23 protein-coding genes and 1 pseudogene are annotated in these 24953 nt (G+C 67.9%); 11 read left to right on the top strand and 13 right to left on the bottom strand.

Features of this window, described 5'->3' with window-relative positions:
* Nucleotides 1-26 precede the first annotated feature (26 nt).
* The 5 genes and pseudogenes from NMI01S_RS20450 to NMI01S_RS35990 form a co-directional block, all read right to left on the bottom strand.
* Nucleotides 27-767 (bottom strand): hypothetical protein, encoded by a 741-nt coding sequence (locus NMI01S_RS20450; protein WP_062999444.1) that lies wholly within the window; start codon nt 765-767, stop codon nt 27-29.
* 35 nt (nt 768-802) lie between these two features.
* A complete protein-coding gene (locus tag NMI01S_RS20445) occupies nt 803-1315 on the bottom strand; it encodes a hypothetical protein (RefSeq protein WP_062999442.1) in 513 nt (170 codons plus the stop codon).
* A 294-nt stretch (nt 1316-1609) separates the two neighbouring features.
* Complete coding sequence (locus NMI01S_RS20440) at nt 1610-2377, bottom strand: ATP-binding protein (RefSeq protein ID WP_157126277.1); 768 nt, start codon at nt 2375-2377, stop codon at nt 1610-1612.
* A 210-nt stretch (nt 2378-2587) separates the two neighbouring features.
* Nucleotides 2588-3502 carry an MSCRAMM family protein gene (locus NMI01S_RS35995; protein WP_281186734.1) on the bottom strand — a complete coding sequence of 305 codons (915 nt, stop codon included), beginning with the start codon at nt 3500-3502 and terminating at the stop codon, nt 2588-2590.
* 27 nt (nt 3503-3529) lie between these two features.
* Nucleotides 3530-4927: pseudogene (locus tag NMI01S_RS35990) on the bottom strand (MFS transporter); the annotation flags it as partial.
* Nucleotides 4928-5156: 229 nt separating this feature from the next.
* Between NMI01S_RS35990 and NMI01S_RS20430 the strand changes: the two are divergent.
* Nucleotides 5157-5384 (top strand): hypothetical protein, encoded by a 228-nt coding sequence (locus NMI01S_RS20430; RefSeq protein ID WP_062999436.1) that lies wholly within the window; start codon nt 5157-5159, stop codon nt 5382-5384.
* On the top strand, nt 5381-6757 hold the full coding sequence (locus NMI01S_RS20425) for a lipase family protein (RefSeq protein WP_245716943.1): 1377 nt from the start codon (nt 5381-5383) through the stop codon (nt 6755-6757). Before NMI01S_RS20430 ends, NMI01S_RS20425 begins: the two co-directional genes overlap by 4 nt.
* Nucleotides 6758-6785: 28 nt before the next feature.
* Here the strand turns inward: NMI01S_RS20425 and NMI01S_RS20420 are convergent, their stop codons facing one another.
* Nucleotides 6786-8114 carry an LLM class flavin-dependent oxidoreductase gene (locus NMI01S_RS20420; RefSeq protein ID WP_062999434.1) on the bottom strand — a complete coding sequence of 443 codons (1329 nt, stop codon included), beginning with the start codon at nt 8112-8114 and terminating at the stop codon, nt 6786-6788.
* A gap of 245 nt (nt 8115-8359) precedes the next feature.
* On the opposite strand from NMI01S_RS20420, the gene NMI01S_RS20415 reads away from it, so the two are divergent.
* The 3 genes from NMI01S_RS20415 (at nt 8360) to NMI01S_RS20405 (ending at nt 11761) form a co-directional block, all read left to right on the top strand.
* Nucleotides 8360-9955 carry an FAD-dependent oxidoreductase gene (locus NMI01S_RS20415; protein ID WP_062999432.1) on the top strand — a complete coding sequence of 532 codons (1596 nt, stop codon included), beginning with the start codon at nt 8360-8362 and terminating at the stop codon, nt 9953-9955.
* On the top strand, nt 9955-10293 hold the full coding sequence (locus NMI01S_RS20410) for a 4Fe-4S dicluster domain-containing protein (RefSeq protein ID WP_062999927.1): 339 nt from the start codon (nt 9955-9957) through the stop codon (nt 10291-10293). Before NMI01S_RS20415 ends, NMI01S_RS20410 begins: the two co-directional genes overlap by 1 nt.
* Before the next feature lie 163 nt (nt 10294-10456).
* Entirely contained in the window at nt 10457-11761 is a 1305-nt protein-coding gene (locus tag NMI01S_RS20405; RefSeq protein ID WP_062999430.1) for an NtaA/DmoA family FMN-dependent monooxygenase, read from the top strand.
* A gap of 8 nt (nt 11762-11769) precedes the next feature.
* Here NMI01S_RS20405 and NMI01S_RS20400 read toward each other — a convergent pair whose 3' ends face one another.
* Complete coding sequence (locus NMI01S_RS20400) at nt 11770-12717, bottom strand: NADP-dependent oxidoreductase (RefSeq protein ID WP_062999428.1); 948 nt, start codon at nt 12715-12717, stop codon at nt 11770-11772.
* A 134-nt stretch (nt 12718-12851) separates the two neighbouring features.
* The gene (locus NMI01S_RS20395; RefSeq protein WP_245716942.1) at nt 12852-13718 is read right to left on the bottom strand and encodes a class I SAM-dependent methyltransferase; all 867 of its coding nucleotides are present in this window, start codon (nt 13716-13718) and stop codon (nt 12852-12854) included.
* Nucleotides 13719-13818: 100 nt separating this feature from the next.
* Here NMI01S_RS20395 and NMI01S_RS20390 point away from each other — a divergent pair, with 100 nt between their 5' ends.
* The gene (locus NMI01S_RS20390) at nt 13819-14619 is read left to right on the top strand and encodes a nuclear transport factor 2 family protein (RefSeq protein WP_062999426.1); all 801 of its coding nucleotides are present in this window, start codon (nt 13819-13821) and stop codon (nt 14617-14619) included.
* 97 nt (nt 14620-14716) lie between these two features.
* Here NMI01S_RS20390 and NMI01S_RS20385 read toward each other — a convergent pair whose 3' ends face one another.
* Nucleotides 14717-15160 carry a hypothetical protein gene (locus NMI01S_RS20385; RefSeq protein ID WP_157126276.1) on the bottom strand — a complete coding sequence of 148 codons (444 nt, stop codon included), beginning with the start codon at nt 15158-15160 and terminating at the stop codon, nt 14717-14719.
* A 395-nt stretch (nt 15161-15555) separates the two neighbouring features.
* On the bottom strand, nt 15556-16416 hold the full coding sequence (locus tag NMI01S_RS20380) for a haloalkane dehalogenase (RefSeq protein ID WP_062999923.1): 861 nt from the start codon (nt 16414-16416) through the stop codon (nt 15556-15558).
* 219 nt (nt 16417-16635) lie between these two features.
* On the opposite strand from NMI01S_RS20380, the gene NMI01S_RS20375 reads away from it, so the two are divergent.
* From NMI01S_RS20375 to NMI01S_RS20360, 4 genes are all read left to right on the top strand, one after another.
* Entirely contained in the window at nt 16636-18057 is a 1422-nt protein-coding gene (locus tag NMI01S_RS20375) for a serine hydrolase domain-containing protein (protein ID WP_218021072.1), read from the top strand.
* 28 nt (nt 18058-18085) lie between these two features.
* The gene (locus NMI01S_RS20370; protein ID WP_062999420.1) at nt 18086-18820 is read left to right on the top strand and encodes a MerR family transcriptional regulator; all 735 of its coding nucleotides are present in this window, start codon (nt 18086-18088) and stop codon (nt 18818-18820) included.
* A 172-nt stretch (nt 18821-18992) separates the two neighbouring features.
* Nucleotides 18993-20246 (top strand): cytochrome P450 family protein, encoded by a 1254-nt coding sequence (locus NMI01S_RS20365; protein ID WP_062999418.1) that lies wholly within the window; start codon nt 18993-18995, stop codon nt 20244-20246.
* A gap of 13 nt (nt 20247-20259) precedes the next feature.
* Entirely contained in the window at nt 20260-21513 is a 1254-nt protein-coding gene (locus tag NMI01S_RS20360) for a cytochrome P450 family protein (RefSeq protein WP_062999416.1), read from the top strand.
* Between the two features lie 392 nt (nt 21514-21905).
* Here the strand turns inward: NMI01S_RS20360 and NMI01S_RS20355 are convergent, their stop codons facing one another.
* Nucleotides 21906-22856 carry a GlxA family transcriptional regulator gene (locus NMI01S_RS20355; RefSeq protein WP_062999414.1) on the bottom strand — a complete coding sequence of 317 codons (951 nt, stop codon included), beginning with the start codon at nt 22854-22856 and terminating at the stop codon, nt 21906-21908.
* Between the two features lie 72 nt (nt 22857-22928).
* Here NMI01S_RS20355 and NMI01S_RS20350 point away from each other — a divergent pair, with 72 nt between their 5' ends.
* A complete protein-coding gene (locus NMI01S_RS20350; protein ID WP_062999921.1) occupies nt 22929-23264 on the top strand; it encodes a cupin domain-containing protein in 336 nt (111 codons plus the stop codon).
* Between the two features lie 308 nt (nt 23265-23572).
* Here the strand turns inward: NMI01S_RS20350 and NMI01S_RS20345 are convergent, their stop codons facing one another.
* Nucleotides 23573-23785 (bottom strand): DUF397 domain-containing protein, encoded by a 213-nt coding sequence (locus NMI01S_RS20345; RefSeq protein ID WP_062999412.1) that lies wholly within the window; start codon nt 23783-23785, stop codon nt 23573-23575.
* On the bottom strand, nt 23782-24660 hold the full coding sequence (locus NMI01S_RS20340) for a helix-turn-helix domain-containing protein (protein WP_062999410.1): 879 nt from the start codon (nt 24658-24660) through the stop codon (nt 23782-23784). The genes NMI01S_RS20345 and NMI01S_RS20340 overlap by 4 nt, the downstream gene beginning before the upstream one ends.
* Nucleotides 24661-24953 lie beyond the last annotated feature (293 nt).

Genomic DNA, 24953 nt, shown 5'->3' with positions numbered 1-24953 from the left:
CGCGGAGAGCCGGGCACGGCGGTGGCTCAGTGCGTGACGCCCTGGGCGTGTTCGGCCTGCAGCTGGTTGTACTTCTGTGTGCCCGCGGCGATTCCGACCGGAATGGCGACCGCGATTCCGCCGACACTCGCACCGAGGCCACCCACCGCGACCACGCCGACCAGGCAGGCCGCGGCCATCGCGGGCACGGTCATGGTGCCGGCGGTGGCGACGGAGATCAGCGTGCCGCCGGTGGCGATACCCAGGGGGCAGCCGATGGCCGCGCCGATCACCGACCCGGCCATACCACCGACCGCCATCGCCAGACCCATGTGCGGTCCGGCCGCCGCGACGGCCTGGTTGAGATCCGACATCTGCGTGTCGGCGACCTGATTCGGCTGTGCCGCAGTGGTTTCCACGGTACCGGCGACGGTCTGGGTGGGTGTCACCGGCGAGCTGGACTCGGCCGTCGCGGGAACCTCGATCGGAGTTCCGAGCAGTGTCCTACCGGCGCCGTCGCGAATGTCGAACTGTCCGGGGCGCACTGCCACCGCGCCCAACGGAGTCTGTAGCGCCGCGGTGCCGGTGGTCGTGTCGTCCTGGTAGCGGATGCCGGGACCCAGATCGGTACCGGTCCAATTCGATTGCGGGGCAACAGGTGCGGGGACGGCGGGGGCGGGGGCAGTGGGCGCCGGCGCGAGGGCCTCGCCCTGAGCAGCCCCGGCCGCCGCGACGACGGCGGTGGCCAGCAGGGTGGACACGGCGATGGTCCGGGTGGTGGTCTTCATGTATTCGTCCGCTCTGATCGGTGGGTGAATGTCGATTACCGTGCGTTGCCGTCGGCCGGCATCGACTGTGCGATCAGGCCTTTCGAATGTAGCGAGTTGTACTGGTCGCCCACCGCGTTCGCCAAGCTCGGCCCGCCGGTGACGATGCCGCCGGCCATACCACCGAGGAATCCGAGTGTGCCCGCGCCGAGAATGCATCCGCCCACGACGCCGATCGGTGTCAGCACCGGCACCGGAATGGTCAGCGTGCCACCGGTGATCGCGCCGAGGGGACAGCCGACGGCCAGGCCGGCTGCCGTGCCCACGACCTGACCGACCGTCGAGTCGTCGGCCCACGCACCGGCGATGGTGTCGAATGCGTTCAGATACTCGGTGGTCGGGTCGACCGGTGTACCGGCGGGGGCGGCCGGATCGGCCGGTGTGCCCTGCTCGCCCGCGACCGTGGCGGTCGCGGGCGACCCAGACTCGGCGAAGGCCGGAGCGGCGATGCCGACCGTGGCGGATGTGGCGAGAACCGCGATCGCGGCTGCGCGAATGACGTGACGCATGATTCTTCTTTCTCGATGTCTGATATCGCCCGTGCCCTCTCGGTCGGTGAACCGAGGGTTCTCACGAGCCGTCCGTACATTAGCCACCCGCGCTTCGCGCCGGCGCGGGGCGGTCGGAGGCGATCGGACCGAGAGATCTACATCGGCACCACGGTTTTCAGCCAGCCGGTCCGGCGCAGATCGAAGGCCTCCTAGGCGTCGGTGATGAACCGGGTGGAATCGGGATCGCCGCGCCGGAACCGATGTGGACGCCCTACCCGCACGGTGCCGAGATATGCCCGGGCTGTCGGCCGGCTATTCGGCGCGGGCCGTCGCCAGCGTCGCCCACACGACCTTGCCGGTCGGCCACCGCCGGACGCACCCCCAGGCCGAGGCCAATGCGGCCACGATGTGCAGGCCGTGCATCCGGTGCCCGTCGGCGCCCGGCACCGATTCCATCAGGACGGCCTCGTGCGGGTCCGGATCCGCGATCGCGATGGTGAGCAGGTCGTCGCGAAATTCCAGCCGTACGTCGATATCGGGAACCCCGGTGAACAGGCCGTGCAGGTCGGCGTTGTCGACGAATTCGGTCGCGATGATCTGGGCTACCTCGCTGATGTCACCGATGCCCCATTCGGCACAGACGTCGTCGATCATTCGGCGCACTCGATGCCCGGTGACCGGGGAGAGCGCCACCGTCAAGTCGGTCCGCCGGCGGGGCGGTGGCTCGGCCGCCGCGGCGACAGCGGCGGCGACAGTCGGTTGCACCGCCAGAAACCGGTGGACGGCGCTGCGCCCCAGCCGGCGTCGTAGCTCCGCGTCCTCGGTGACCAGCAGGAACGGCACGCACGGCCAGTTCAGTGTGCGCAGCCAGGCAGTGGTGAACGCGGTGAGTGCGGGCTCGGACGCGATGGTCATGCCGTCGACGCGCACGATGACGGCCCGAGGTTGGCCGGCCGCGAATTTGACCAGGTCATCGCTGAATTGGCGATAAGTCCCCGCATCGAGGGTGAGATCGGGTTCGAGCACCACACAGCGATCGATGTCGGTCGGCTGCCACCGAATGGGGGGAACGGAATTCACGGCCGGTCGCATCCGCGTGCCGACACCTCGACACCTGAGCCTGCCCGGCGACCGGCACCCGTGGATGAGTGCGTGATGCACATGACCCGACCCTACGCCTGTCGAGGCCGCCGGCGATCGGTCTCAGCGGACCGGGGCCCCGTCCCCGGTGAGCGCGCGGGAGAGTCGGTGCAACCCCGCCGGCGTCGGCCCGGCGCCCCGAGACCACTGCTAGTCGGCCGAATACCTGGCCGTGAGTTGCTCGGCGGCATCGAAGTCACTCGAATTATCGTGTCCCAGTTGCACATTGAGCTCTTCGGCCGCGGCGCCGACCACCACCGGGGTGTGCACCGGTGCGTAACCGCTCGCCACCACCGTGTAGGTGCCGTCGTGCAGGTCGGCGAAGGTGTAGGCGCCGTCGGGGCCGGTGACCATGGTGTCGACGACGGTGCCGTCCCAGTCGGTGAGAGTGACCAGGGCGTCGGGCAGGGGACGGCCGTCGCGTCCGCGCACCACGCCGTGCAGGCGGGCGCAAGGCCGCAGCGTCACGTCGAGGCGCGGTGTGTCGCTGCCACCTGCTCGCACCGGAAGGGCGGTCGGGTGAAAGCCGTTGGCGCTCACCGCGATCGTGAAGTCGCCTTCGGGCAATTCGGCGAGGCCGAACGCGCCGTCGTCGGTGGTGGCCGCGGAGGAGAGCACCTCACCGCGTGCGTCGAGGGCCGACACCCGCGCGCCCGCGATGGCGGTGCCGTCGTCGCCGCGCGACACGGTGCCGGCCAGTCCGGCCATCGCGGTGAGCACGACATCGCAGGGCACCGGATGGTGCGCGAGGTGCACCGTGGACGCGTCCGGGCGGCGCCCGTCGATCGAGGCGATCAGCACGTACGAGCCGGGTTCGGGAGCGGCGAGTTCGAAGTAGCCCTCGGCATCCGTCAGCGACCGGCCGATCTGGCGGCCCGACATCGAGATCAGAGTCAGCACCGCATTCGGCAGCGCCGCACCGCGGGAGTCGTGGACGCGACCGAAGGCGACCGGTCCGGACCCAGTGGGCCGGCGCAGCGTCTGCGCGATACCGTTGCGCTGCACCGTATCCGGCGCCGACGCGACGGTATGTTCCGTGGAGTGCGAGCTGTGCTCGGCATCCATGTCCACCGCGGCGGTCGCGGCGATCGCGGCCGACCGATGCCCCGGAATGAAGGTCGCCACCAGTGCGCCGGCCACGGCCACACCACATCCGATCAGCAGCGACACGCGGAATCCGTTCTCGCTGGCCACGGCATGCCCGCCGAGCGAGATCGTCATCTGCGCCAGCACCGCGCCGACGACGGCGGCCGCGACGGAGGTGCCGATCGCGCGGACCAGCGTGTTGAAGCTGTTGGCGGCGGCGGTTTCCGACTGCGGCACCGCGGCCATCACCAGGGCCGGCATGGCGCCGTAGGCGAATCCCACGCCGGTGTTGATGATCAGTGTCACGATCAGCAGGCCCCAGGTGCTGCCCATCAGCGCCATCGAGGATCCGTATCCGGCGGCGATGATGACGCAGCCGACGATCAGGGTGATCTTGGGTCCGCTGCGGGCGGAGAGTGTGGCGCCGACGGGGGAGACCAGCATCATCATGAGCCCGGCCGGTGCCATCCACAGACCCATGGCCATCATCGATTGCCCGAGTCCGTAACCGGTGGCCTTCGGCAGCTGCAACAGCTGCGGCACCACCAGCGACTGGGCGTACATCGCCATGCCGACGACCATCGAGGACGCGTTGGTCAGCAGTACCTGAGGTCGCGCGGTGACGCGGAGATCGACGAGAGGGTTGCGGGCGGCCAGTTCCCACCATCCCCACAGGAGCAGGACGACGACGGCGGCGACGAACAGGCCGATGGTCAGGCCGCTGCCCCAGCCCCAGCTCGACCCCTTGGACACCGCGAGCAGCAGGCACACCAGGCCCACCCCGAGGCCGAGGGCGCCGAGCACGTCGAACCGTCCGGTGGCGGCGGAAGTCGGCGGGGTGGCGGGAATCAGGGTGAAGATCAGCACGCCGATCACCGCCGCGAGCGCGGCCATCGTCCAGAACAGCACCCGCCAGTCGGAGTACTGGATGACCGCGGCCGCCATCGGCAGGCCCAGCGCCCCGCCGATACCGAGCGAGGAGCTGATCAGCGCGATACCCGATCCGAGGCGTTCGCGCGGCAGCAGATCACGCAGTGCGGCGATGCCGACGGGCACGATGCCGGCGCTCATCCCCTGCAGGCCGCGCCCGACGATCATCGGCCACAGCGAGGAGGACACCGCGCAGATCACCGATCCGACCAGCAGTGGCACCGTCGAGCCGAGCAGCACGAGGCGTTTGCCGTAGAGGTCGCCCAGTCGGCCCGAGACCGGTGTGGTGACCGCGGAGGCCAGCAGGCTCACGGTGACCACCCAGGTGGCGTTGGCCGGGCTGGTGTGCAGGATTTGCGGCAGCTGGCCGAGTAACGGCACGACGACCGTCTGCGTCAGCGAGACGACGATGCCGGCGAATGCCAGCACCGCCAGTATCGCGCCGGAACGTCCGGCGGTATGTGCTTTCTCCACGCCCTACTCCTCGATCATCACCAGGCCGAAGTTTGCATCATACATATGAGATGCATCATGCACATCTGATGAAAATCGCCCGTTTCGCCCGCCGGCCCGTTGTGCCGCGCACCCATATCGGCGCTCGGACTTCGTGAGTTGTGAACGACCGCCGCCCGATCGGCTCTCCGCCGTACCCGCCGACCGTATGGTGTGCCTGCGTCGGGGCAGTCATTCACAAAGGGGCACAGTGATTTTCGGTGTAACATCCAAATCTCGCCGGCGGTTCCTCCCGGCGGCTGTTCTCGCCGCCGGCGTCGTCGTGGCCTACGCGGTCGGCGGCATGGCGGTGAGTTACGCGCAGGTGCCGTCAGCTGGGGATATCGTGGTACCCGGCGGGTGCTTCGAACCCGATCTCGGCTCCAGTCACTACCGCCCCGGCACGGGGCTGGTCGATCGGTTGTGGAGGTTGCTGTGAAACGAGCCAGGACGCTGCTGATCGTCGTGCTCGCGGCATGCGCCCTGCTGGCGTCGATGACGGTTCGCCCACCGCTCGGTCGTGCGGACAACGGCCCGGCGCCCACGGACTCGACCGAATGGCAGCAATGGATCGATCGGACGATCCCGGCGCCGAACCTGCCACCCGCGCCGTCGCCGCCCAACGCACAACTGCGGCCCGAGCTCGCCGCGCTGTGGCGGTCGGTGTTGTCGCCGCCGGCCGGTGATCCGCTGTTCGATCAATGGCCGGCCGGACTCGATGCCATGCGTCCCGGCGATCCGATCGAGGTGCGCGATGTGACGGCCACGGCCGCGCCGCTGGCGGTGGTGCCGATCGCCCGCGCGCTGCTGCTGAAATTCCGCTCCACGGGCGCGACCGGTGCGCCCTCGTTCGGCACGGCGACGCTGCTGATTCCCGCCGCGAACTGGACCGGTCCCGGACAGCGGCCGATGCTGGTCAATGCCATCCCGATCAATTCCCTGGGCCTGCGCTGCACCCCCGGTTATGCGATGGCGCACGGACTGCATCCCAAATTCAGCGCGGGTGATCTCTTCCCGCCGACCACATGGTGGGCGCTCTCACGCGGGTACGGAGTTCTCGTACCCGACCACGAGGGCCCGTGGATGGCCTATGCCGAACCGCATGTCGCCGGGCATGTGATCCTCGACGCGATGCGCGCGGTGCGCACGGTCGAACCGAAGACGTTGGGAGACAGCAAGTTCGCGATCGGCGGCTACTCCGGCGGTGCGATCGCGGCCTATGCGGCGGATATGCTGCTCGGCGAGTACGCGCCGGAACTGGCGGGGTCGATCGTCGGGGTGTCGGTGGGTGGTCTGGCCACCGACTACAGCGAGGTGGCCCGTCATTTCAACGGAAATATCGCGTCGGGAATCCTGATGGTCGTCGCGCTGGCCTTCGCCCGGGAACACCCGGAACTGCTGGACCAGCTGAACCATCTGGGGGAGTGGCTGGCCACCTCCCCGGTGAAGGACACCTGCGGCGACAGCAACGGGCCGCTGGGCGTGACCGGCGTGCCGATCGAGCTGGCGACCGACACCGCCCATCCGCTCGACACCGACGCGGCCCGCGCGCTGTTCGCCGCCACCGATCTGCGCGACCGCACCTCCGCCGCGCCGCTGTACATCTACCACGGCCTGCTCGACATCTGGATTCCCGAGGTCGAGTCGACCGATCTGTTCCGCGCGCAGTGCGCTCGCGGCGTGCCCGCCGTGTTCCGCAGCGTACTGGGAGAGCATTCGATCACCCTGATGGCCGGTTTCCCGGGTGCGATCGACTGGCTCGATCAGCGACTGCGCGGTCTCCCCGCCCCGAATGAATGCCCCGCCCGCTGAAAAGTGATGCGGCGGAACAATTCCGGCATCAGTTCGCCGCGGCCGACCCGGGTCGCGGCAATCCGAAGTGGTCACGCAGCGTGGTGCCGGTGTATTCGGTGCGAAACAGCCCGCGGCTGCGCAGAATGGGCACGACGGTGCTGGTGAACACCTCGAGTCCGCCCGGATAGTAGGGCGGCATGACGTTGAATCCGTCGGCGGCGCCGTGGCGGAACCAGTCCTCGATGGTGTCGGCGACCTGTTCGGGCGTACCCGCGAAGACCCGGTGCCCGCGCGCGCCCGCGAGCCGGTGCAGCAGTCCGCGCAGTGTGGGTTGCTCGCGGGTGACGATGCCCGCGATCACCTGCCGGCGGCTGGCCGCGTTGTCGGTGACATCGCCCGCGTCGGCGAACAACGCGGCGGGCACCGGTTCGTCGAGCGCGAGATTCCGCAGCGATTCCCCCGCGAGGCTTTCCAGCTGGCCGAGACCGTATTCGGGCACGGTCAGCTCGTTGAATTCGCGTTGCAGCTGTTTCGCCCGCGCCTCGGTATCGGCGATGAACGGGCTGATCCCCGGCAGGATCTTCACATGCTCGGGGTCGCGGCCGAAGTCGCGGGCCCGGCGCTTGATATCGGAGTAGAACGTCTGGGCGTCCTCGAGCCGCTGGTGCGCGGTGAAAATGGCCTCGGCGTAGCGGGCCGCGAAGGCTCGTCCGTCGTTGGAGGCGCCGGCCTGCACCAGGACGGGATGGCCCTGCGGAGTGCGCGCGGCGTTGAACGGTCCGCGCACGCGCAGATATTCGCCGCGGAAATCGATGCGATGGATCTTGTCGGGATCGGCGTAGATGCCGGCGGCACGGTCGAGGAGCACCGCATCGTCGTCCCAGCTGTTCCACAATCCGACGACCGCGTCGACGAATTCGCGTGCGCGCGCATAGCGTTCGGTGTGATCGGGGTGGCGGTCGAGGCCGAAATTGGCTGCGGCGAGGTCGGTTCCGGTAGTGACGATATTCCATCCGGCGCGTCCGCCCGAGATGTGATCGAGGGAGGAGAACAGCCGGGCCAGATTGTAGGGCTCGTAATAGGTCGTGGACGCGGTCGCGATCAGGCCCAGATGCGTGGTGGCCGAGGCGATGGCCGTCAGCAGCGTGATCGGTTCCAGACCGGGTGCGGCGTTGTAGCGCACATCGGTGCGCAGCGCGGGGCCGTCGGCGAAGAACACCGCATCGAGGGTGGCGGCCTCGGCGGTGCGGCCGATCTCCTGGTAATAGGTCACATCGTAGATGCGATCGGGCCTGCTGTCGGGATGCCGCCACGCGGCCTCGTGATGGCCCGCGGGATAGATGAAGGCGTTCAGATGCAATTGCCGTTCACTCATACGAGCACACCCGTCCGATAGTCGCGATGCGCCCGGTCTGCGGACCGGGCGAGGGCAGTCAACCAAACGGGTGCGGTCGCGTAAACGGTTTGTGCGGGGCCTGATTCGAATTCCGCCGGTGCCTGCTACGCCGGCACAGAATCGTGCTGATCGTAAGGATTCTCCGCCGCCGGGGCGCGGGCGAGTATTTCCGTCGGGCATATGTCCGGCGACGGTTTCGGGCCCGTTTTCGAAGGAGTACGGCGATGAGCGAGGCATGGCAGATCGATGCCGATGTGCTGGTGATCGGTGGTGGACCGGCCGCCTGTTGGGCCGCGATCCACGCCCGCGAGGCCGGGGCCGAGGTGGTGCTGGTCGACAAGGGGTACTGCGGCACCAGCGGCGCCACCGCACCCGCGGGGACGGGTGTCTGGTACGTGGCGCCGGATCCGGCGGCCCGCGCGGCGGCCAAGGCCAGTCGCGAGGAGTTGGGCGGCTTCCTCGCCGATCACCACTGGATGGACCGAGTCCTCGACCAGACCTACGCGAACATGCATCGACTGGCCGAGGAGGGCCGGTATCCGTTCCCGGTCGATCCGAACACCGGCAACCCGATTCGCACCGGCGTGCAAGGCCCGGAATACATGCGCCGCATGCGCGCGTGGGTGCGGCGGCTGGGCGTGCGGATCGTCGACCACGCCCCGGCCCTGGAGCTTTTGGTCGATCGGGACGGCACGGTCCGCGGCGCGGCCGGCTACCTGCTGCGCGAGCACCGCGACTACCGCGTGCACGCCGGTGCGGTGGTGCTGGCCACCGGCGGCTGCGCCTTCCTCTCGCGCGCGCTCGGCACCAACGTCGACACCGGTGACGGCACACTCATGGCCGCCGAGGTGGGCGCACGCTTCTCCGGGATGGAATTCTCCAACGCCTACGGCATCGCCGCGAAGGGCTCGACCGTCACCAAGACCGCCTATTACCGCTACGCCACCTTCTTCCACGAGGACGGCAGCGTTCTCGACGGCGCCGGATCGGTGCAGGGACGGTCGGTCATCGCGCGAACCTTGTTGCAGGAGAAAGTGTTCGCGCAACTGGACCGGGCGGATCGGACCACTCAGGAGCAGATGCGGCGCGGACAGCCGAACTTCTTCCTGCAATTCGATCGCCGCGGCATCGACCCGTTCACCCAGCGCTTCGAGGTGGATCTGCTGGCCGAGGGCACGGTGCGCGGCACCGGCGGGATCGAGGTGGTCAGCGACGAGTGCGCGACCTCGGTGAGCGGACTGTATGCCGCGGGCGACGCGGCCACCCGCGAACGCATCTGCGGCGGATTCACCGGCGGCGGCAGCCACAATGCGGCATGGGCGATGTCGTCGGGCAGTTGGGCGGGCCGGGGTGCGGCACGGTTCGCGCGGCGCGGTGGACGGCCGGACGGCTTGACGCGAGCCGGGCGAACGGGATTGCGGCCCACCGGGTCCGGACGCATCGGCGCGGACGAGGTGCTCGCCGCGGCACGCGCCGAACTGCTGCCGGTGGAGAAGAACTATCTGCGCCACGGCGAGCGGGTTCGTCCGGCACTGGCCACCCTGGACACGGTGTGGACGGAGTCGGCCGCGGGGCTGCGGGCCACCGGCGCCGACCGCGTGCGGGCGCGCGAGGCCGCCGCGATCACTGCGGTCGGGCGGCTGATGTACCGATCCGCGCTGGCGCGCACCGAATCTCGCGGTATGAGCAAGCGGGCCGACCATCCGGAGCTGGATCCCGCACAGCACCACCACATCCTCAGCGGCGGGCTCGACGAGGTGTGGACGGTGGCGGCGGCGCTGCGGTCGGCCGATGCTCCCGCGGTCGCGGCGGTGGCCTGATGATCGAACTGGTTCACGCCCCGGCCTGCATCGCCTGCGACAAATGCGTCGACGTCTGCCCGACGAACGTCTTCGACCGCGGGGGCGACGGAATTCCGGTCATCGCACGGCAATCCGACTGCCAGACCTGCTTCATGTGTGAGGCGTACTGCCCGACCGACGCGTTGTACGTGGACCCGCAATCCACGCCGCTGCCGCCGCAACAGGCGGTCCCGCGCGAGCACATCGGCGCGTATCGGCGCGAGATCGGCTGGGGAAAGGGCCGCCGGCCGGGCAGTCTGAGGGCGGTGGGGCCGGAACTTCCGCCCGGCCCGGCTCCGCGGCCCTCGGGAGCGTGAGCCGGTCGCCTCGGCAACGGCCGGTATCTCCTCGCCGCGGACGCACAACTCGGGCGCGACGAGGTGAAACAATCGGGCTCGCAACACAATTCCCGATTCGCGTGAAATGATCCGGCTGAATGCAACCGGTGGCGTCGAGGGCGGCTATCGATACCGTCGGGGGATGGGTAGCAGTGCGCGACGCCGGCCGCTGAAGATCGTGACCGGGGTCAGTGGTTCGCCGAAAATCTACGATGCCGCGATCGATCCGCGGCGCTCGACGCTCGACGATGCGCTGGGTGTCGCGAAACTCGCCGAGGAACACCGCTTCGACGCGTTGTTCGCGGCGGATCTGCTGAGTTTCGGCGCGCAGGGCGCCATCGGGGCGCAGGAACCGCTGATCTTCCTGTCCGCCCTCAGTGCGGTGACCCGGCATGTGGGCCTGATCGCCACGGTCACAACGACTTTCCATCATCCCTACAACCTGGCGCGACTGTTCGGAACGCTGGACCACATCAGCAACGGGCGCGCCGCGTGGAATGCGGTGACCTCCTCTCTGGGCGAGGAGAACTACGGTGCCGGGGACCTGCCGAGCCCGGAGGAACGCTACGCCCGCGCGACCGAAGTCCTCGAAGTCGCGAACGCGCTGTTCGACAGCTGGCAGCCGGGGGCGCTCACGCCGGACGGTCACGGCGGCGCTGTCCTGGATGCCGAGCTGGTCCGTCCGATCGACTATGCCGGACGGTATTTCACCGTGCGCGGCCCCCTGAACATTCCGTCGCTGCCGCAGCGACGCCCGGTGCAGTTCCAGGCCGGGCAATCCGAGGGCGGCGTGGAATTGGGCGCTCGGTTCGCCGAGGTGGTGTTCACCTCACTGGCGACGCTCGACGACGCGCTCACCTACACCAAGAAGATCCGCACGCGCGCAGCGGATCTGGGCCGCGCCGACGGACTTCCGTACATCTTCAGCTCCCTGCACACCACCTACGGCGCCACCGAGGAGGAAGCGCGGCGGCTGGTTCGCGAACGTGCCGAGGCCACCGATTTCGAGGCGGGCCGCCACGCGCTGGCCGATATGCTCGGCGGCGATATCGACCTGTCGGAACTGCCGCTGGACCGGCCGATCCCGGACTCGCTGCTGCCCGATGTGCGCGCCGTGAACCGCCGCCGCGGCCGCGTGGAGATCTTCACCGCGCTGGCCCGATCCGGAAAAACGTTGCGTGAGTTGATCATCGCCGCCAAGGACACCGGACACTGGGCCGCCGCCGGCACTCCCGAACAACTCGCCGACGCGATTCGGGAACGCTACGACGCCGGCGTCCTCGACGTGATCGGCCTCGGTGGCCTCGACGACCCACGCAACCGCGACTTCCTGCTCGAGGGCCTGCTCCCCGAACTTCGCCGCCGCGGCATCGTCGGCTCCGACTACGTGGGCGAGACCTTCCGCGACAACCTCGAACTTCCTCCGTTGCCGCCGCGGAACGAGTAACGCGCTCTTCAGAATTCGAGGACGATGCGCCCGCGGACACCGCCGGCTTCGAGCAGCTCATGCGCTCGAGCGGCCTGTCCGGCGGGGAAGGTCCGGGCCACGCGCAGGGTGAGTGCGCCTTCCGAGGCGAGCCGGCTCAATTCGCTCAGCGCGTGCGGTTCGTCCAGATGGTCGGCGACCATCACGAGGTGGACCGAAATGCCGCGCTCCGGAGTGGCTCCGCCGCCCAGGGCCGCGGGCCGCAGGATGACGAACGCACCGCCGTCGCGCACCGCCGCGAGCACCGCGTCGCCTTGTAGCGCGGTGTCGATCAGCGCGTCCACGCCGTCGGGAGCGTGGGCGCGGATGCGGGAGGCGAGATCGTCGCCGCGTGGCAGGACGATATCGGCGCCGAAATCGCGGACCAACTGTTCATCGGCCGGTTTCGCGTCGGCGATCACGGTGTAGCCGCGCGTCTTCGCCAACTGGATCACGTAACCACCGACCGCACCGGCCGCCCCCGTCACCGCGATCGTGCGCCCCGCGCGCGGGTCGAGCGCGTCCAGAGCGAACCAGGCGGTGAGACCGTTCATCGGAAGCGTTGCGGCGGAGACGAAGTCGCTTCCCTCGGGCAGGCGCGCCACCTGGCCCGCGGGTACCACGATCTTCTCCGCGTAGGCACCGCCCCCGGCCAGTACCGGCAGTGTGATCGCGACGACCCGGTCGCCACTGTGCCAGCCGGTCTCGGGGCCGGCCTCGTCGACGATTCCCGCGGCGTCCCAGCCGGGGACGTACGGCGGCGTCACCTCCCGGTAGCGATCGTGCGCCATACCGGACCGGGTCACGGTGTCGGAGGGGTTCACGGCCGCGGCCGCCACCCGGATCCGCACCTCCCCGGCCCCGGCGTGCGGTTCGGGCACCTCGACCGGTCGCAGTACCTCCGGACCACCCGGCTCCTCGAATCCGATCGCCAGCATCGCACCTCCCGAGTTCGCAGTCTGCTATCTCTCGGGGCAACCGCGGTCGGCCGGAGATTTGTTCCGAGGGTTGCGACGATCGTGGTCGCCGGTGCGCGCAGTACCGCAGCCGGTTTCGAGAGCCGCCGGTCGACTCAGCCGTTCACGGTGGTTCTCGCGCGAACGAGATGCGGGCCCGGGAGCGCCGGCCCGTGGGCGGGGATGTCGGCATAGGACCGCACCAGCGCGATCCCCGAGTGGTCCTCGATGTCGGTGAATCCGGCCGACTCCAGTTCGGCCCGCATCTGCTCTTCGGTGAAGAAGCTCACCCACGGTTCACCCACGGCCGCAACGCGTTTTCCGCGGGCCTGCTGACCCGCGTCGGGTGGGTAGGAGTAATCGAACACCAGGACCGCACCGCCGCCCTGGCCGGCGATGTAGCGCAACGTCTCGGCGATGGCGTCGTGCTCGAGGTAGACCACCACGCCGAGCCACACGTACACCGCGCCGAGGGAGCGATCCAGTCCCGCCCGTGCCAGCGCGTCGGCGAGATCGTCGCGGTGGAAGTCCACCGGCGCGAAGGTCATCGAATGGGGAACCTCGATTCCCGCTTCGGACAACCGATTTCGCTTCCACGCCTGCGTATCGGGGTGGTCGACCTCGAAGAACCGCACATCCGCATGGGGATTGCGGTAGGCGGCGGTGTCCATACCCGCGCCGAGTACGACCACCTGGCGGGTTCCACCGGCGACCGCCGCCGCGACGGTGTCGTCGGCGAAGCGACTGCGCGTGGCGAGGAACAGCCGGCGGCGCCGGGCCAGTTCCGGATCCACCCCCTTGTCGAAGGGATTGTCGCGAGCCGCTTCCTCGCCGACGATCCGCACCGCCAGCGGATCGGTGAAGATCCGCGGTTCGTCGGCGAGTTGGTGATAGGCCCGTGCCTGTGCGGTGGCCATCGCGGTTCTGCTGGGTTGCCCGACCTGCATACCGGTCACCGTACGCCCGGGTCGCGGCGTGATCATCGCGAGATCCGTCACGCGTACTTGCCGGGGATTCGCTGGTTACCCCGTGTGAAACTGGAACACGTTATAGATTGTGGGCAGTCGAGAGTCTGGAGGAACGATGTCCGCGAACGCGTCGGCGGCGGAACTGCTCGCCACGGTGGAACGATCCCCGCAGGCGGTCGCGGTGCACGATCGTTCGGCCTGGGTGAATCTGTTCGCACCCGACGGCCGGGTCGAGGATCCGGTCGGCTCGCGCCCGCACATCGGCCGACAGGCGATCGAACGCTTCTACGACACCTTCATCGGCCCCAACCACATCGTCTTCCACAGCGACCACGACGTCGTGCGCGGTGCAACGGTCTTCCGCGATCTGGCTCTCGCCACCACCATGTCCACCGGTGTCACCCTGCGCGTGCCGATGCATCTGCGCTACGACCTGACGCGCATCGGCGGCGAATGGAAGATCGCCCGCCTCTACGCCCACTGGGAGCTACCGGTCATGGTCGGTCAACTGCTCGCCGCCGGCGGGCGCGGGCTCGGCGCGGCCATGAAACTCGCGCCGCAGCTGCTCGGAAACCAAGGCATCGGTGGCGCTGTGGGTTTCAGCCGCGGTTTCATCCGGGTCGGCGCGGCAGGCAAACGCGCCGCCACCGGATTGCTGGAAGCGGCCGGTCGCGGCGACGTCGCCGGTGTGCGCGCGGTACTCAGCCCACGCGCGGTCGTGGAATGGCCGGCCGGTTCCGATGTGGGCCATGCCGAATTCGTCAAGCGGGTGCGCGGACTCGAGGTCGGCAAGACGATCGCGGCGGGCCGATTCGTGACCGTCAGTGTGCGCACCCCGGCCGAACGAGGGATCGCGGAACTGGAGGTCGACGGCCGGCGGGTCGTCGCACTGCGCGGCTTCGTCGCCGAGGACTGAACCGGTTCGCCGAGGTCGTGGTCGCCGGCGAACGGCTGTCGAGGTGCTCGCGGGGCGCAGGGGCGGCTCGATCGCCGGGTACGGTCAGGTATCCGGCTCAGTTCATCGCGAAACCTTCGGTGGAGAAGGTGAACCCCTTTCCGGAGGCATCGTCTCGGCACGACACGCCGGAGTCCCGGGCTGTACAGGTGAAGCCGTCGGCCGCCAGGGATGTGTTGTAAGGCAACACTTTTGCCTCGTTCGGCGTCTGCCGGAACACCGCTTGCCCCAGGACCGCGAAGCGGGGGTCGCCGCCCCGCTCGATCATGATCGTGTCGGGCGGGACCTGTTTGTGGGAGTAGTGGCTCTCCACCGTCGGAGCGCCTTTCACGCCGATTCCCGCGCCGGTGTTCGTCGCGGGCTGGCATCCGGCCATATGTGGATCACCGCCGACGACGATCGCGCAATGCCACCGCCCGGCCGGAGTGGTGAAGTAGTAACCGTCGATCCCGCCGGAGTTCGCGAAGTACGACCGGGCATCGGACACCGCTACGCCGGGCATCGCCATATTCGACAACGCAGCCGATGTGCCTGCGGGCGAGGCTGTCCCGACACTCCGAATATCGGAAGCCGCCTCGTCGTCGACCGCCTCGCCGGCCGAACCACCGCACCCGACAACGCCCATCGTCAGCAAGCAGATCGAAATCGTGACGAACGGTGAAAGAACTGCACGCCTGTTCATCGCACGCTTTCCGAAACCTTCACGGTCTCATCAGGTTCGAGTGGTCGGCCGACTTGCCGCAGAACGGCTACCGATTATCGCGGGGCTGGACGGCGTCCACAATAAGCTGTTCGACCGACAGCCGCGCAGGTCTTCGACCAGTCCGGTTCGCCGCGCGGAGTGTCGGACGGCGCGTCGGTAAAACCTGGCAACGCCTCGCGCTGCGCCGAAATCGCTCACGGGAAACGATTCGCGATGGCCGTGGCGATTTCATGGGGCGCGTGTTCCTGGATGAAATGCCGAGCACGGGGCAGTTCGACCGTTTCGACATCGGTGAAGGCGGTCCGCATGCGCGGGATGCACGCTTTCGCACGGAATACGGGGTCGCGCATCCCCCACACCAACAGCGTCGGCTTGTCCCCGAGAAGTGTGGGAACGTCTCGCGAAAGTCGCTCCAGCAGCGGGGTCGCAGCACGAATTTCTCTGGGCATCACCGCAAGTCCGCGACGCGCTGCCGCGGTGGGTTGTACCGCGCGATAATGCTCGGCTTCCGTGGCGGTGAGTGTGCGCCCCAATTCCGAGAGCAGCACGCGCTCGATGAGAAAGTTCTGCTCGAGTATTCGGCGCCGCATCGGACGGCTGCTCATGATCGCGCTGAACGCCTTGTTGGCCATTGCTTCGATCGGCCAGAACACCGTGTTACCCAACACGATTCCCCGCACCCGATCCGCCCGCGCGGCCGCCGCCCCCAGGCCGATGGGCCCGCCCCAATCCTGTCCCATGACGATGAACTCGTCGAGCCGCAGATGATCGATCAGCTCGCCGAGCACCGCGGTGAGTTCGGCGACGGTATATCCGAAATCGGAAGGTCGCTCGGACAATCCGAACCCTGGATAATCCACCGCGACACACCGATATCGATCCCGCAGTTCGGTGACGATGTGGCGATAGAGGAAACTCCACGTCGGGGACCCGTGGCAGAACAGGATCGTCGGCCCGGACCCCTCGTCGATGTAGTGCATGCGCCCGGCCGACGAGTCGAACCAGCGCGACTCGAACGGATACAGACTCTTGTCCGGAACGAAATCGATCATCAAGGTGCCCTCCCTCCGGCCCAGGCTATCCCGGCCACCCGCCCGGCCGGTGCGCTCTGCGACCCGAATCACCGAGGTCACCCGGGCCGGAATCAGAGCAATCCGATCTGCCAGATCCGGGACTACCTCGGCATGGGCGGATGCGTCTACCACATCCCTGAAACGAAAAGTTCAGTTTTCGGCTTGACCTTGACCCAGGGGCAAGGTTCGACGATGGTCCGCATGAACGACAACGCACTGCACGCCATCGCCGACCGGATCCGCTCGCAGGTGGACGCCTTCTGCGAATCGGACAAGGTCCCCGGCTACGTCGCCGGTGTCCATCACGCGGGCGCACAGATTCTCGTCTCGCACGGCACCGCGAACCTCGCCACCGGCGCCCCGATGCGCGAGGACACCGGGTTCCTCTTCGGTTCCGTCACCAAGGTGCTCACCACGACGCTCGTACTGCAACAGGTCGAACGCGGACTGCTGAAACTCGATGCGCCGGTGGTGGACTACCTGCCGGAATTCGCGCTCGCCGAACCGGGCGCCGCGGACGAGATCCTGGTCCGGCACCTGATCTCACACACCAACGGTATCGACGCGGACCTGTTCTTCCCCGACGCCGAGGGCCGCGACGCGCTGAAACACTACGTCGAGGGCCTCTCGAAGTGCGGCGCCCTGTTCGCACCCGGTGAGCAGCTCAGCTACTCCAACGGCGGCATGATCGTGGCGGGCCGACTGCTCGAGGTGGTCACCGCAACGCCCTACCCGGACCTGCTGCAGCGGGAGTTGTTCGGCCCGGTCGGCATGACGACGTCGAGTACCTCCGCGCGACAAGCGATTCTGCGCAGCACGGCGGTCGGCCACTTCATCGATCCCGGCACCGGGAGCGTCGAGCCGACCGCCATGTTCATGCTCCCCGACAGCTGGGGACCGGCCGGCGGCACCCCCATCGGCACGGTCGCCGACCTGCTGGCGTTCGGACGCACTCACCTCGCCGGTGGCGTCGCGCCCACCGGTGTGCGGATCCTGTCCGCGGAATCGACGGCGACGATGCAACGAGTCGCCCACGATATGCGCACTCCGAACGTCCCGCCGATGGGACTCGGCTGGGTGCGGTACCCGTTCGGCGACACCACGGTGCTGGCGATGTCGGGCGCGTCACCGGGCGGGGTGTCCATTCTGTGTGTGGTCCCCGAACATGACCTGGTCTTCACCGCCTTCGGCAACACCTCCGGAGCGATCGTGCTGCACGACCGGCTGCTGCGGTGGCTGCTGACCGAACATCTGGGAATCGAAATCCCCACGCTCGTCGAGGAATTCGATGCGGAGTTCGACCTCGCCCCGTACGCCGGCACCTACCGGTCGGGCCAACTCCGCGTCGATGTCGACGTCGTCGACGGGCAGCTCGAGGAGCGCGTGACCTACGAACCCGACGACGCGACGCAGGAACGCATCTTCACCGCATTCGCCGGAGGCGCGACCTCGGCACCGCCGCAACGGTATGTTCCGGTCCGGCCCGGCCTGTTCGCGCCGGCGGGCTATCCGCCGGAAATCTTCGACGGGTATCTGCGATTGCTGCTCGTCTCCTACCACGACATTCGCAACGGTCGTGCCCGTTTCCGCGATGCCGGCGGCCGCCTGACCCGGCGTTCCTGATCGCCCCGGCGCGCGCAAGGATGTACCCATGCTCACGATCGGACAGCTCGCGGACTACGCGGGAGTGACCGTCAAGGCCGTGCGCCACTATCACCAGCGCGGTCTGCTCGCCGAACCCGACCGCGACGCCTCGGGCTATCGCCGCTACACCGCGCAGCACGCGATCGATCTGGTCAAGATCAGAACATTGGCCCACGCCGGGGTGCCGCTGGCCCGCGTCGAGGAACTGCTCGACGCCGACCCCGGCGCCCTCGCGGCGGCCCTCACCGAAATCGACCACGACCTCGAACAACGCATCGAGCAGTTGCGGCGCACCCGGGAACAACTCACCCACTTGCGCTGCGGAGAACGTCTCTACGTGTCCGCGCGCGTCGCCGATCACCTCGACGAACTGCGTGAACTCGGCGTCAGCGAGCGGCAGATCCGGCTGGAACGTGACGGGTGGATCCTCATGCACACCGCCTCACCCGCAGCGGCGGAGACGTGGATCGCCGAAAAGCGCGAACTGCTCACCGATCCCGCATTCCGCGCCATCTATCTCGACTACGACGCCGTCTACGATTGCTCCCCGGAGGATCCGCGGCTACCCGAGTTGGCGGCGCGGACGCGAGAGTGGTTCGCGCACAGAGATAACGAAGCGAGCGGTGTCCCGGAACACGACGCGACCATTGCCCGGCTGGCGGTCCAGTCGCAGCCCGGCGCGTCATCCCCGGCATGGGACCGGCTCGCCGAGCTGATGCGGGAGCAGAGCGAGGACCGGTAACGCTCGCCGCCGAGCAGCAACCCGCACGCAACAAGCTACCGCGCTGGCTGTTTTGTCAAAAACATTGAAGTACAACGGTTTCCGCTAGGGTGTCCGCCGTGCCCATACAACGAATGGCAGGCAATCTCGCAGGACGTCGGACAGGACACGCAACATCTCGCGCGGGGGACTCATGCTGAACGACGCAGACGCGGTGCCTGACAGCGGCCGGACGTCCGGCCACGGTTCCCCGGCGCGCTCCGCGGAACCGCAGATCCGGCTCGATTCCACCGACTTCGCCGCGGACCCGCACCGCGCCTACGAATCCATGCGCCGCCGTGGGCCGCTGGTACCGATCGAGCTGGCGCCCGGGGTGCCGGCCACTCTGGTGATCGGATATCAAGCGGCACTGCAGATTTTGAACGACGAGGCCCGCTTTCCCGCCGATCCGCGCCGGTGGGAGAAGAACGCACCGGCGGACTGCCCGGTGACGCCGATGCTCGGCTATCGGCAGAACGCCCTGCGCACCGCGGGCGCGGAACACGCCCGTTACCGGCGCACGATCACCGACGCGCTGGACACCGTCAACCTGCACAAGGTCCACGGCGCGGTCGCACGCGCCGCCGACGCTCTCGTCAACTCCTTCTGCGAGCGCGGCACCGCTGATCTCCGAATGGATTACGCCTTCCCGCTCACCTTTCGGGTTCTCAGTGAGCTGATGGGCTTTCCCGAAGACGCCGCATCGGCGGCCTACCAGGGCATGGCCGCGATGCTGGACGGGGTCGGCGCCGAAGAAGGTCAGCAGCGGTTCATCGAGGCGCTGCTCGGGGTGGTCGAGCAGAAGCGCGAGCGCCCCGGCGACGATCTCACCTCGCGGCTGCTGACCCACCCGGACGGCCTGGACCCCATGGAGATGGTGAACCAGGCCGCGTTGCTGTTCTCGGCAGGCACGGAGCCGACCTGCAATCTGATCCTGAACACTCTGCTGCTGTTGATGGCCGACGAAGAGTACGGCGGTAACGTGCTCAGCGGTGCCATGGACACCCGCGATGCCATCGACGAGGTCCTGTTCGCGGATCCGCCGCTGGCCAATTTCTGCATGACGTATCCGCGACAACCGCAACTCATCGGCGACGTGTGGTTGCCGGCCGATCAGCCGGTCGTCGTCAGCTTGGCGGCATGCAACACCGATCCGCACATCGTCGGCGGGGACCGGCGCGGAAACCGGTCTCATCTGGCGTGGGGAGTCGGCCCGCACTCGTGCCCGGCGCAGCCCCTCGCACAGACGATCGCCCGGCAGGCCATCGATCTGCTGCTCGACGCGCTTCCGGATATTCGCCCGGAAGTTCCTGCGCGGCAACTAAGTTGGAGGACCGGGCAGTTTCACCGCGCCTTGGCAGCCCTGCCGGTGGTGTTTCCCGCATGCCCGCCAATGCGTCTCACCTGATGGAGGGTCTCCGATGACAGATACTCAGCCGCTGGTACTGGACCCCAGCGCCGCCGACATCCAGGGCGAGCTGACCCGCATCCGTGCTCGCGGCCCGGTGACCGAGGTGGTGCTTCCCGGCGGCGTGCCGGCCTGGTCGGTCACCGACGCCGCCGTCCTCAGGCAACTGCTCACCGATCCGCGTGTCTCCAAGGACGCACATCAGCACTGGCCGCGGTTCATCGACGGCGAGATCGGTCCCGACTGGGTGATGTTTCCGTGGGTGGCGGCGAGAAATATGCTCACCACCTACGGCGAGCAGCATCAGCGGCTGCGCAAACTCGTCGCGCCGGCGTTCACGAACAAGCGCACCCAGGCACTTCGGCCGCGGATCGAAGCGTTCGTCACCGAACTGCTCGACGAGTTGTCCGCCGGCTCCGACAGCGAAATCATCGATCTGCGGGCCGGTTTCGCCACCGAGTTGCCGATTCGCGTCATCGGCGAACTGATGGGTGTTCCGGCCGGGATGGATGAGCAACTACGCGTTCACGCGGACGGAATCCTCGATACCAGCCTCGACCCCGCCGAAGTCGGTGCGCATTTCGGCGCGCTGTTCGTCCTCATGGACCAGCTTCTGCAGTACAAGCGGGACAATCCCGGCGACGACCTCACGAGCGTGCTGATGAACGCACACGACGACGCGGACGGATCGCGGCTCGACGAACAGGAGCTGCGCGACACACTGCTCCTGATCATCACGGCCGGGCATGAGACCACCGCGAATCTGTTGGACCACAGCATCATTGGTCTCCTTACTCATCCCGAACAACGGAAGGCGGCCATCGCGGAACAAACGCCGTGGTCCGAGGTGATCGAAGAAGGTCTCCGGTGGAACGCCCCGCTGGCGCATATGCCGATGCGTTTCGCGGTGGAGGACATCGACATCGCCGGAGATTCCGATTTTCCGGGTGTGCGGATCAACCGGGGTGACGTGATCATCGCGTCCTTGGCGGGTGCGGGCCGGGATCGAAAAGTGCACGGCGACAATACCGATGTGTTCGATGCCGGGCGGCGGTCGAAGGAACACCTCGCGTTCGGGTACGGGGTGCATCATTGTCTGGGGGCGCCGCTGGCGCGGTTGGAGGCGGCGATAGCGCTTCCTGCATTGTTCTCGCGCTTTCCCGAATTGGAACTCGCGGTGGATGCTGCGGAGCTGAAGCCGATTCCGAGCATTGTCACCAATGGGCATCGCGAAATTCCGGTCTACCGGATGGCGCGCGAATTCTGATCGGAGCCGAAGGATGGCCTCGACCCAGGCGGGACGGGGCCATCTTTTATGCGAGCCAACGCGCAGGTGGGTTGTGGCGATCATCGCGGCCGCGCCGGCCGGTGAGCGAACCATGCGGACCCCGCTGGCCCAAAGACTCGCCGATGCGCGTACGGCGTGTGATCACGTGACCTACGGTGAGCTCAACACCCGATTCTCCGACGACATCACCCCACGGGTGGAACCCGCGTGCGTCCTTGCTGCCGGGCGCGCTCACCGAACCGATCTGCGGGGAGACGAAACCGGCCAGCGGAGTCCAGAGCGCTCCAGCTTCTCTGGCTTCGCGGTGGACCGTTGCGGAACTTCTCGATTCACGACGAACCGTCGGAGCCGGCTCCTCTCGGCGGCAATATCTACGTTTTTACTACGGCCGGTGTGCGGAACGCGCGCCGATACGCACCCGGCGTGGTGCCGACCTGGTCGCGGAAGCGGCGACGCAGATTGACCGCCGAGCCCAGCCCCACCCGGACGGCGACGGCATCGACCGGTAAGTCCGTGTCCTCCAACAGAACTCGTGCCCGCGCTACCCGTCGCTCCAGCAACCATCCGCCGGGGCTGGTGCCGACCTGATCGGCGAACCGGCGCGCCAGCGTACGGGGTGAGACGTTGAGGTGCGCGGCCATATCGGCCACCGACAACGATGTCTGGAGCCGCGCCTCGGCCCATTCCAGCAAACCGTCGAATCCGTCCTCGACCGGCGACGGCGGCGCGTACTGAACCTGACCGCCATCCCGATGCGGCGGCATGACCATGTGCCGCGCGATGAGTGCGGCATGCGCGGCACCGTGATCCGTGCGCACCAGATGCAGGCACAAGTCGATTCCCGCACCCGCCCCCGCACTCGTCGCCACATCGCCGTGGTCCACATACAGCCGATCCGGCTCCACCCGAACCTGCGGAAACTCCCGCGCCAATTGCCCGGCCCGCGCCCAATGGGTCGTGGCCGAACGCCCGTCCAACAGCCCGGTCCGCGCCAACGCGAACACTCCGGAACAGATCGTCACCAGCCGCGCCCCACGGCCGTGCGCGCGAATCAGCGCCCGCCGTACGGCGCCCGGCAATGGCGTCTCCACCGGTAGCCACCCCGGAATGATCACGGTGTCCGCCGAGTCCAGGGCCGCCAATCCCCGCGTCACCGATATCGCATAACCCGCAGTCGTGGGCACCGCCCCCGGGGCCTCCGTACACACCTCGAACTCGTAGTACTGCGGCACGCCGTCCCGCTGAGTACCGAAAACCTCCACGGCGCAACCGAGTTCGAACGTCGACTGCACCGGCCGCACCAACGCCACCACACGATGCATGGCAAGAATGTACCCCTCGACGTCATCTCAGACACTGTCGGGACCGCGTCGAAATCCGGCACCGTGGCAGATATGAACCTCGAGATCCTCGCCCAGCCCGGCTACACCTGGACCTCCGTCGCCGACGCTCCGAGCCGCGAACTCTTCCCCGGCATCCGCCTACGCCACCTGTGGAAGGGCGACAACGGCGCCCACGCCCACGTGCTGGAAATGGACCCCGGCACGTCTTGGCCTCGCCGCGACGTGCACGAACCCGGGCCCGAGGAGGTCTACGTCCTGACCGGCACGTTCAACGACGGCGCGCGAGATTACCCGGCGGGCACCTTCATCCATGCCCCGGCGGGAAGCTGGCACGTTCCGGCGAGCGAGACGGGGTGCACCCTGTTCCTCTTCTATCCCGAGGGATAGTCGGTCCCGCGTCCGCCCGCATTCGGCTCAGAACTCCGGGCCGGACCAGGGAATACTGATCGGGAACGGGAGGGTGATGGTCACCGCACCGGCGGCGCGCCGGGAGACCAGGCTCCGGGCAGCATGTAGTTGGCGCGGTGCAGCACGGCAATTAGCGGGCCGGAGGAACACGTCGGCTTCGGTGCTTACCCGCCAAGCACCGGCCGGTTCTTGAAGGTGCCAGCACGCGTTTCGCAGGCTCGTGTCCTACGAAACGCGTGGCGATTCGTCGCCGGGCGGCATGATTGCGAATGTGCGCGGCGGGGCCGCTATGCGGTCGGAGCGATGAGCCCGCCGAGCTTGACGGCTGCGGTGAAGGCATCCCAGTCCGCCGGAGCGAAGGCGAGTGCGGGTCCTGTCGGGTTCTTCGAGTCGCGCACCCCGACCTTGCCGTCGGGGAGGAAGGCTACTTCGACACAGTCCTGGCTGCCGCCGCTGTGGCTGCTCTTGAACCAGCGAGCCATGGATAGATCAGCGCTCACTTCGCGAACTCCCTTGCCTTGTCCCGCAGCAATTTCCTGCTGTCCTGCTCATCCAACGCTACCTGTCCGAGTGCAGCGTGCGCGCGGTGATACCGACGCACGATATCCGCATCGTCGAAGTACATGGCTCCCGTGTAGCCCTCGGCGTATACGACGGGAGGTTCGGCCGGCCGGCCGTCCCCGGACTCCCCGAAACTCAGGATGGTGAAAGGGCCGGTCAAGTCGCCCAGCGGGAGGCCGGCGGCGAACGGCAGGACTCGGAGTCGGATGTTCGGTCGAGTTCCGGCATCGGCGAGGTAGCGCAGTTGTGCGTCCATGATTCGCCGGTTTCCGATGATCCGTTGCAGCGCCGACTCGTCGAGGATGATGTCGGCCGGTACGGGATCCGACTTCTTGGTCAGCAGCACCTGGCGTCGCACCCGCATCTCGACCCGGCGGGCAATTTCGCCGTCCGACTCCAACGGATGTGCCTGCCGGGTGACGGTTCGCGCGTAGTCAGGTGTCTGAAGCAGACCGGGTATGAGTTCTTGGAATGAGATCAGCTTCGCGGCCGCCGCTTCCAAGCCCATGTAGACATCGAAGCTGACCGGGATCAGATCCCCGTACTGATGCCACCAGCTCTTGCTGTTTCCCTGCTGCGCAAGGCCTTTGAGCGCTTCGGTGGTCGTGTCGTCCGCGCCGCAGACTTGGCAGATCGCGTCGACGTCCCACAGCCGGATCCGGTCGGCGGTGCCGGTCTCCAGCCGCTGGACCGTGGTGGCGCCGCGTTCGATGCGGCGCGCGAGCTCCGCGATCGTCAGGCCGGACCCCTGACGGAGCTCCCGTAGATACCGGCCGAGTTGACGGCGGGGGAGTGTCGAACTGATATCCACCATGACGAGCTGCCTCCTTTGGATGCGGCGGTCCGGGGTTCTGGATGGACACCGCGGGGTTCTGGGACGACGAGCTTGGACTTCTGATGAATCCCAACGGATTATCCACACTTGCTTGTCGGTTCTCGACGAATTCGCTGTGCTGGGACTGCATCTGGGGCGGGGCGTGCTGAACAGCCGTCGTCGGCCCCTCCCATCGAACCAAGGCATCGCCAGTGATGACAGCAGATCGAGTGGAACGGCCTGGGCAGGCAAACCCGTTGGCGCGCATACGCGGAGAGGATCACGCGGCAGTC

Source organism: Nocardia mikamii NBRC 108933 (assembly GCF_001613505.1).
GTDB classification, from domain to species: domain Bacteria; phylum Actinomycetota; class Actinomycetes; order Mycobacteriales; family Mycobacteriaceae; genus Nocardia; species Nocardia mikamii.
Note: the sequence above shows the minus strand (reverse complement) of the source record. Positions and strands in the feature narration are given on the sequence as shown.

What these genes read in the sequence shown, in the direction of transcription:
- NMI01S_RS20385 (WP_157126276.1), bottom strand. Translation starts at nt 15,160, where the DNA reads ATGCCCGGCGTAGCGGTGTCCGATGCCCGGTCGTACTTCGCGAACTCC.
- NMI01S_RS20445 (WP_062999442.1), bottom strand. Translation starts at nt 1,315, where the DNA reads ATGCGTCACGTCATTCGCGCAGCCGCGATCGCGGTTCTCGCCACATCC.
- NMI01S_RS20415 (WP_062999432.1), top strand. Translation starts at nt 8,360, where the DNA reads ATGAGCGAGGCATGGCAGATCGATGCCGATGTGCTGGTGATCGGTGGT.
- NMI01S_RS20410 (WP_062999927.1), top strand. Translation starts at nt 9,955, where the DNA reads ATGATCGAACTGGTTCACGCCCCGGCCTGCATCGCCTGCGACAAATGC.
- NMI01S_RS20360 (WP_062999416.1), top strand. Translation starts at nt 20,260, where the DNA reads ATGACAGATACTCAGCCGCTGGTACTGGACCCCAGCGCCGCCGACATC.
- NMI01S_RS20375 (WP_218021072.1), top strand. Translation starts at nt 16,636, where the DNA reads ATGAACGACAACGCACTGCACGCCATCGCCGACCGGATCCGCTCGCAG.
- NMI01S_RS20400 (WP_062999428.1), bottom strand. Translation starts at nt 12,717, where the DNA reads ATGCTGGCGATCGGATTCGAGGAGCCGGGTGGTCCGGAGGTACTGCGA.
- NMI01S_RS20365 (WP_062999418.1), top strand. Translation starts at nt 18,993, where the DNA reads ATGCTGAACGACGCAGACGCGGTGCCTGACAGCGGCCGGACGTCCGGC.
- NMI01S_RS20420 (WP_062999434.1), bottom strand. Translation starts at nt 8,114, where the DNA reads ATGAGTGAACGGCAATTGCATCTGAACGCCTTCATCTATCCCGCGGGC.
- NMI01S_RS35995 (WP_281186734.1), bottom strand. Translation starts at nt 3,502, where the DNA reads ATGGATGCCGAGCACAGCTCGCACTCCACGGAACATACCGTCGCGTCG.
- NMI01S_RS20450 (WP_062999444.1), bottom strand. Translation starts at nt 767, where the DNA reads ATGAAGACCACCACCCGGACCATCGCCGTGTCCACCCTGCTGGCCACC.
- NMI01S_RS20405 (WP_062999430.1), top strand. Translation starts at nt 10,457, where the DNA reads ATGGGTAGCAGTGCGCGACGCCGGCCGCTGAAGATCGTGACCGGGGTC.
- NMI01S_RS20355 (WP_062999414.1), bottom strand. Translation starts at nt 22,856, where the DNA reads ATGCATCGTGTGGTGGCGTTGGTGCGGCCGGTGCAGTCGACGTTCGAA.
- NMI01S_RS20340 (WP_062999410.1), bottom strand. Translation starts at nt 24,660, where the DNA reads ATGGTGGATATCAGTTCGACACTCCCCCGCCGTCAACTCGGCCGGTAT.
- NMI01S_RS20390 (WP_062999426.1), top strand. Translation starts at nt 13,819, where the DNA reads ATGTCCGCGAACGCGTCGGCGGCGGAACTGCTCGCCACGGTGGAACGA.
- NMI01S_RS20395 (WP_245716942.1), bottom strand. Translation starts at nt 13,718, where the DNA reads ATGATCACGCCGCGACCCGGGCGTACGGTGACCGGTATGCAGGTCGGG.
- NMI01S_RS20370 (WP_062999420.1), top strand. Translation starts at nt 18,086, where the DNA reads ATGCTCACGATCGGACAGCTCGCGGACTACGCGGGAGTGACCGTCAAG.
- NMI01S_RS20350 (WP_062999921.1), top strand. Translation starts at nt 22,929, where the DNA reads ATGAACCTCGAGATCCTCGCCCAGCCCGGCTACACCTGGACCTCCGTC.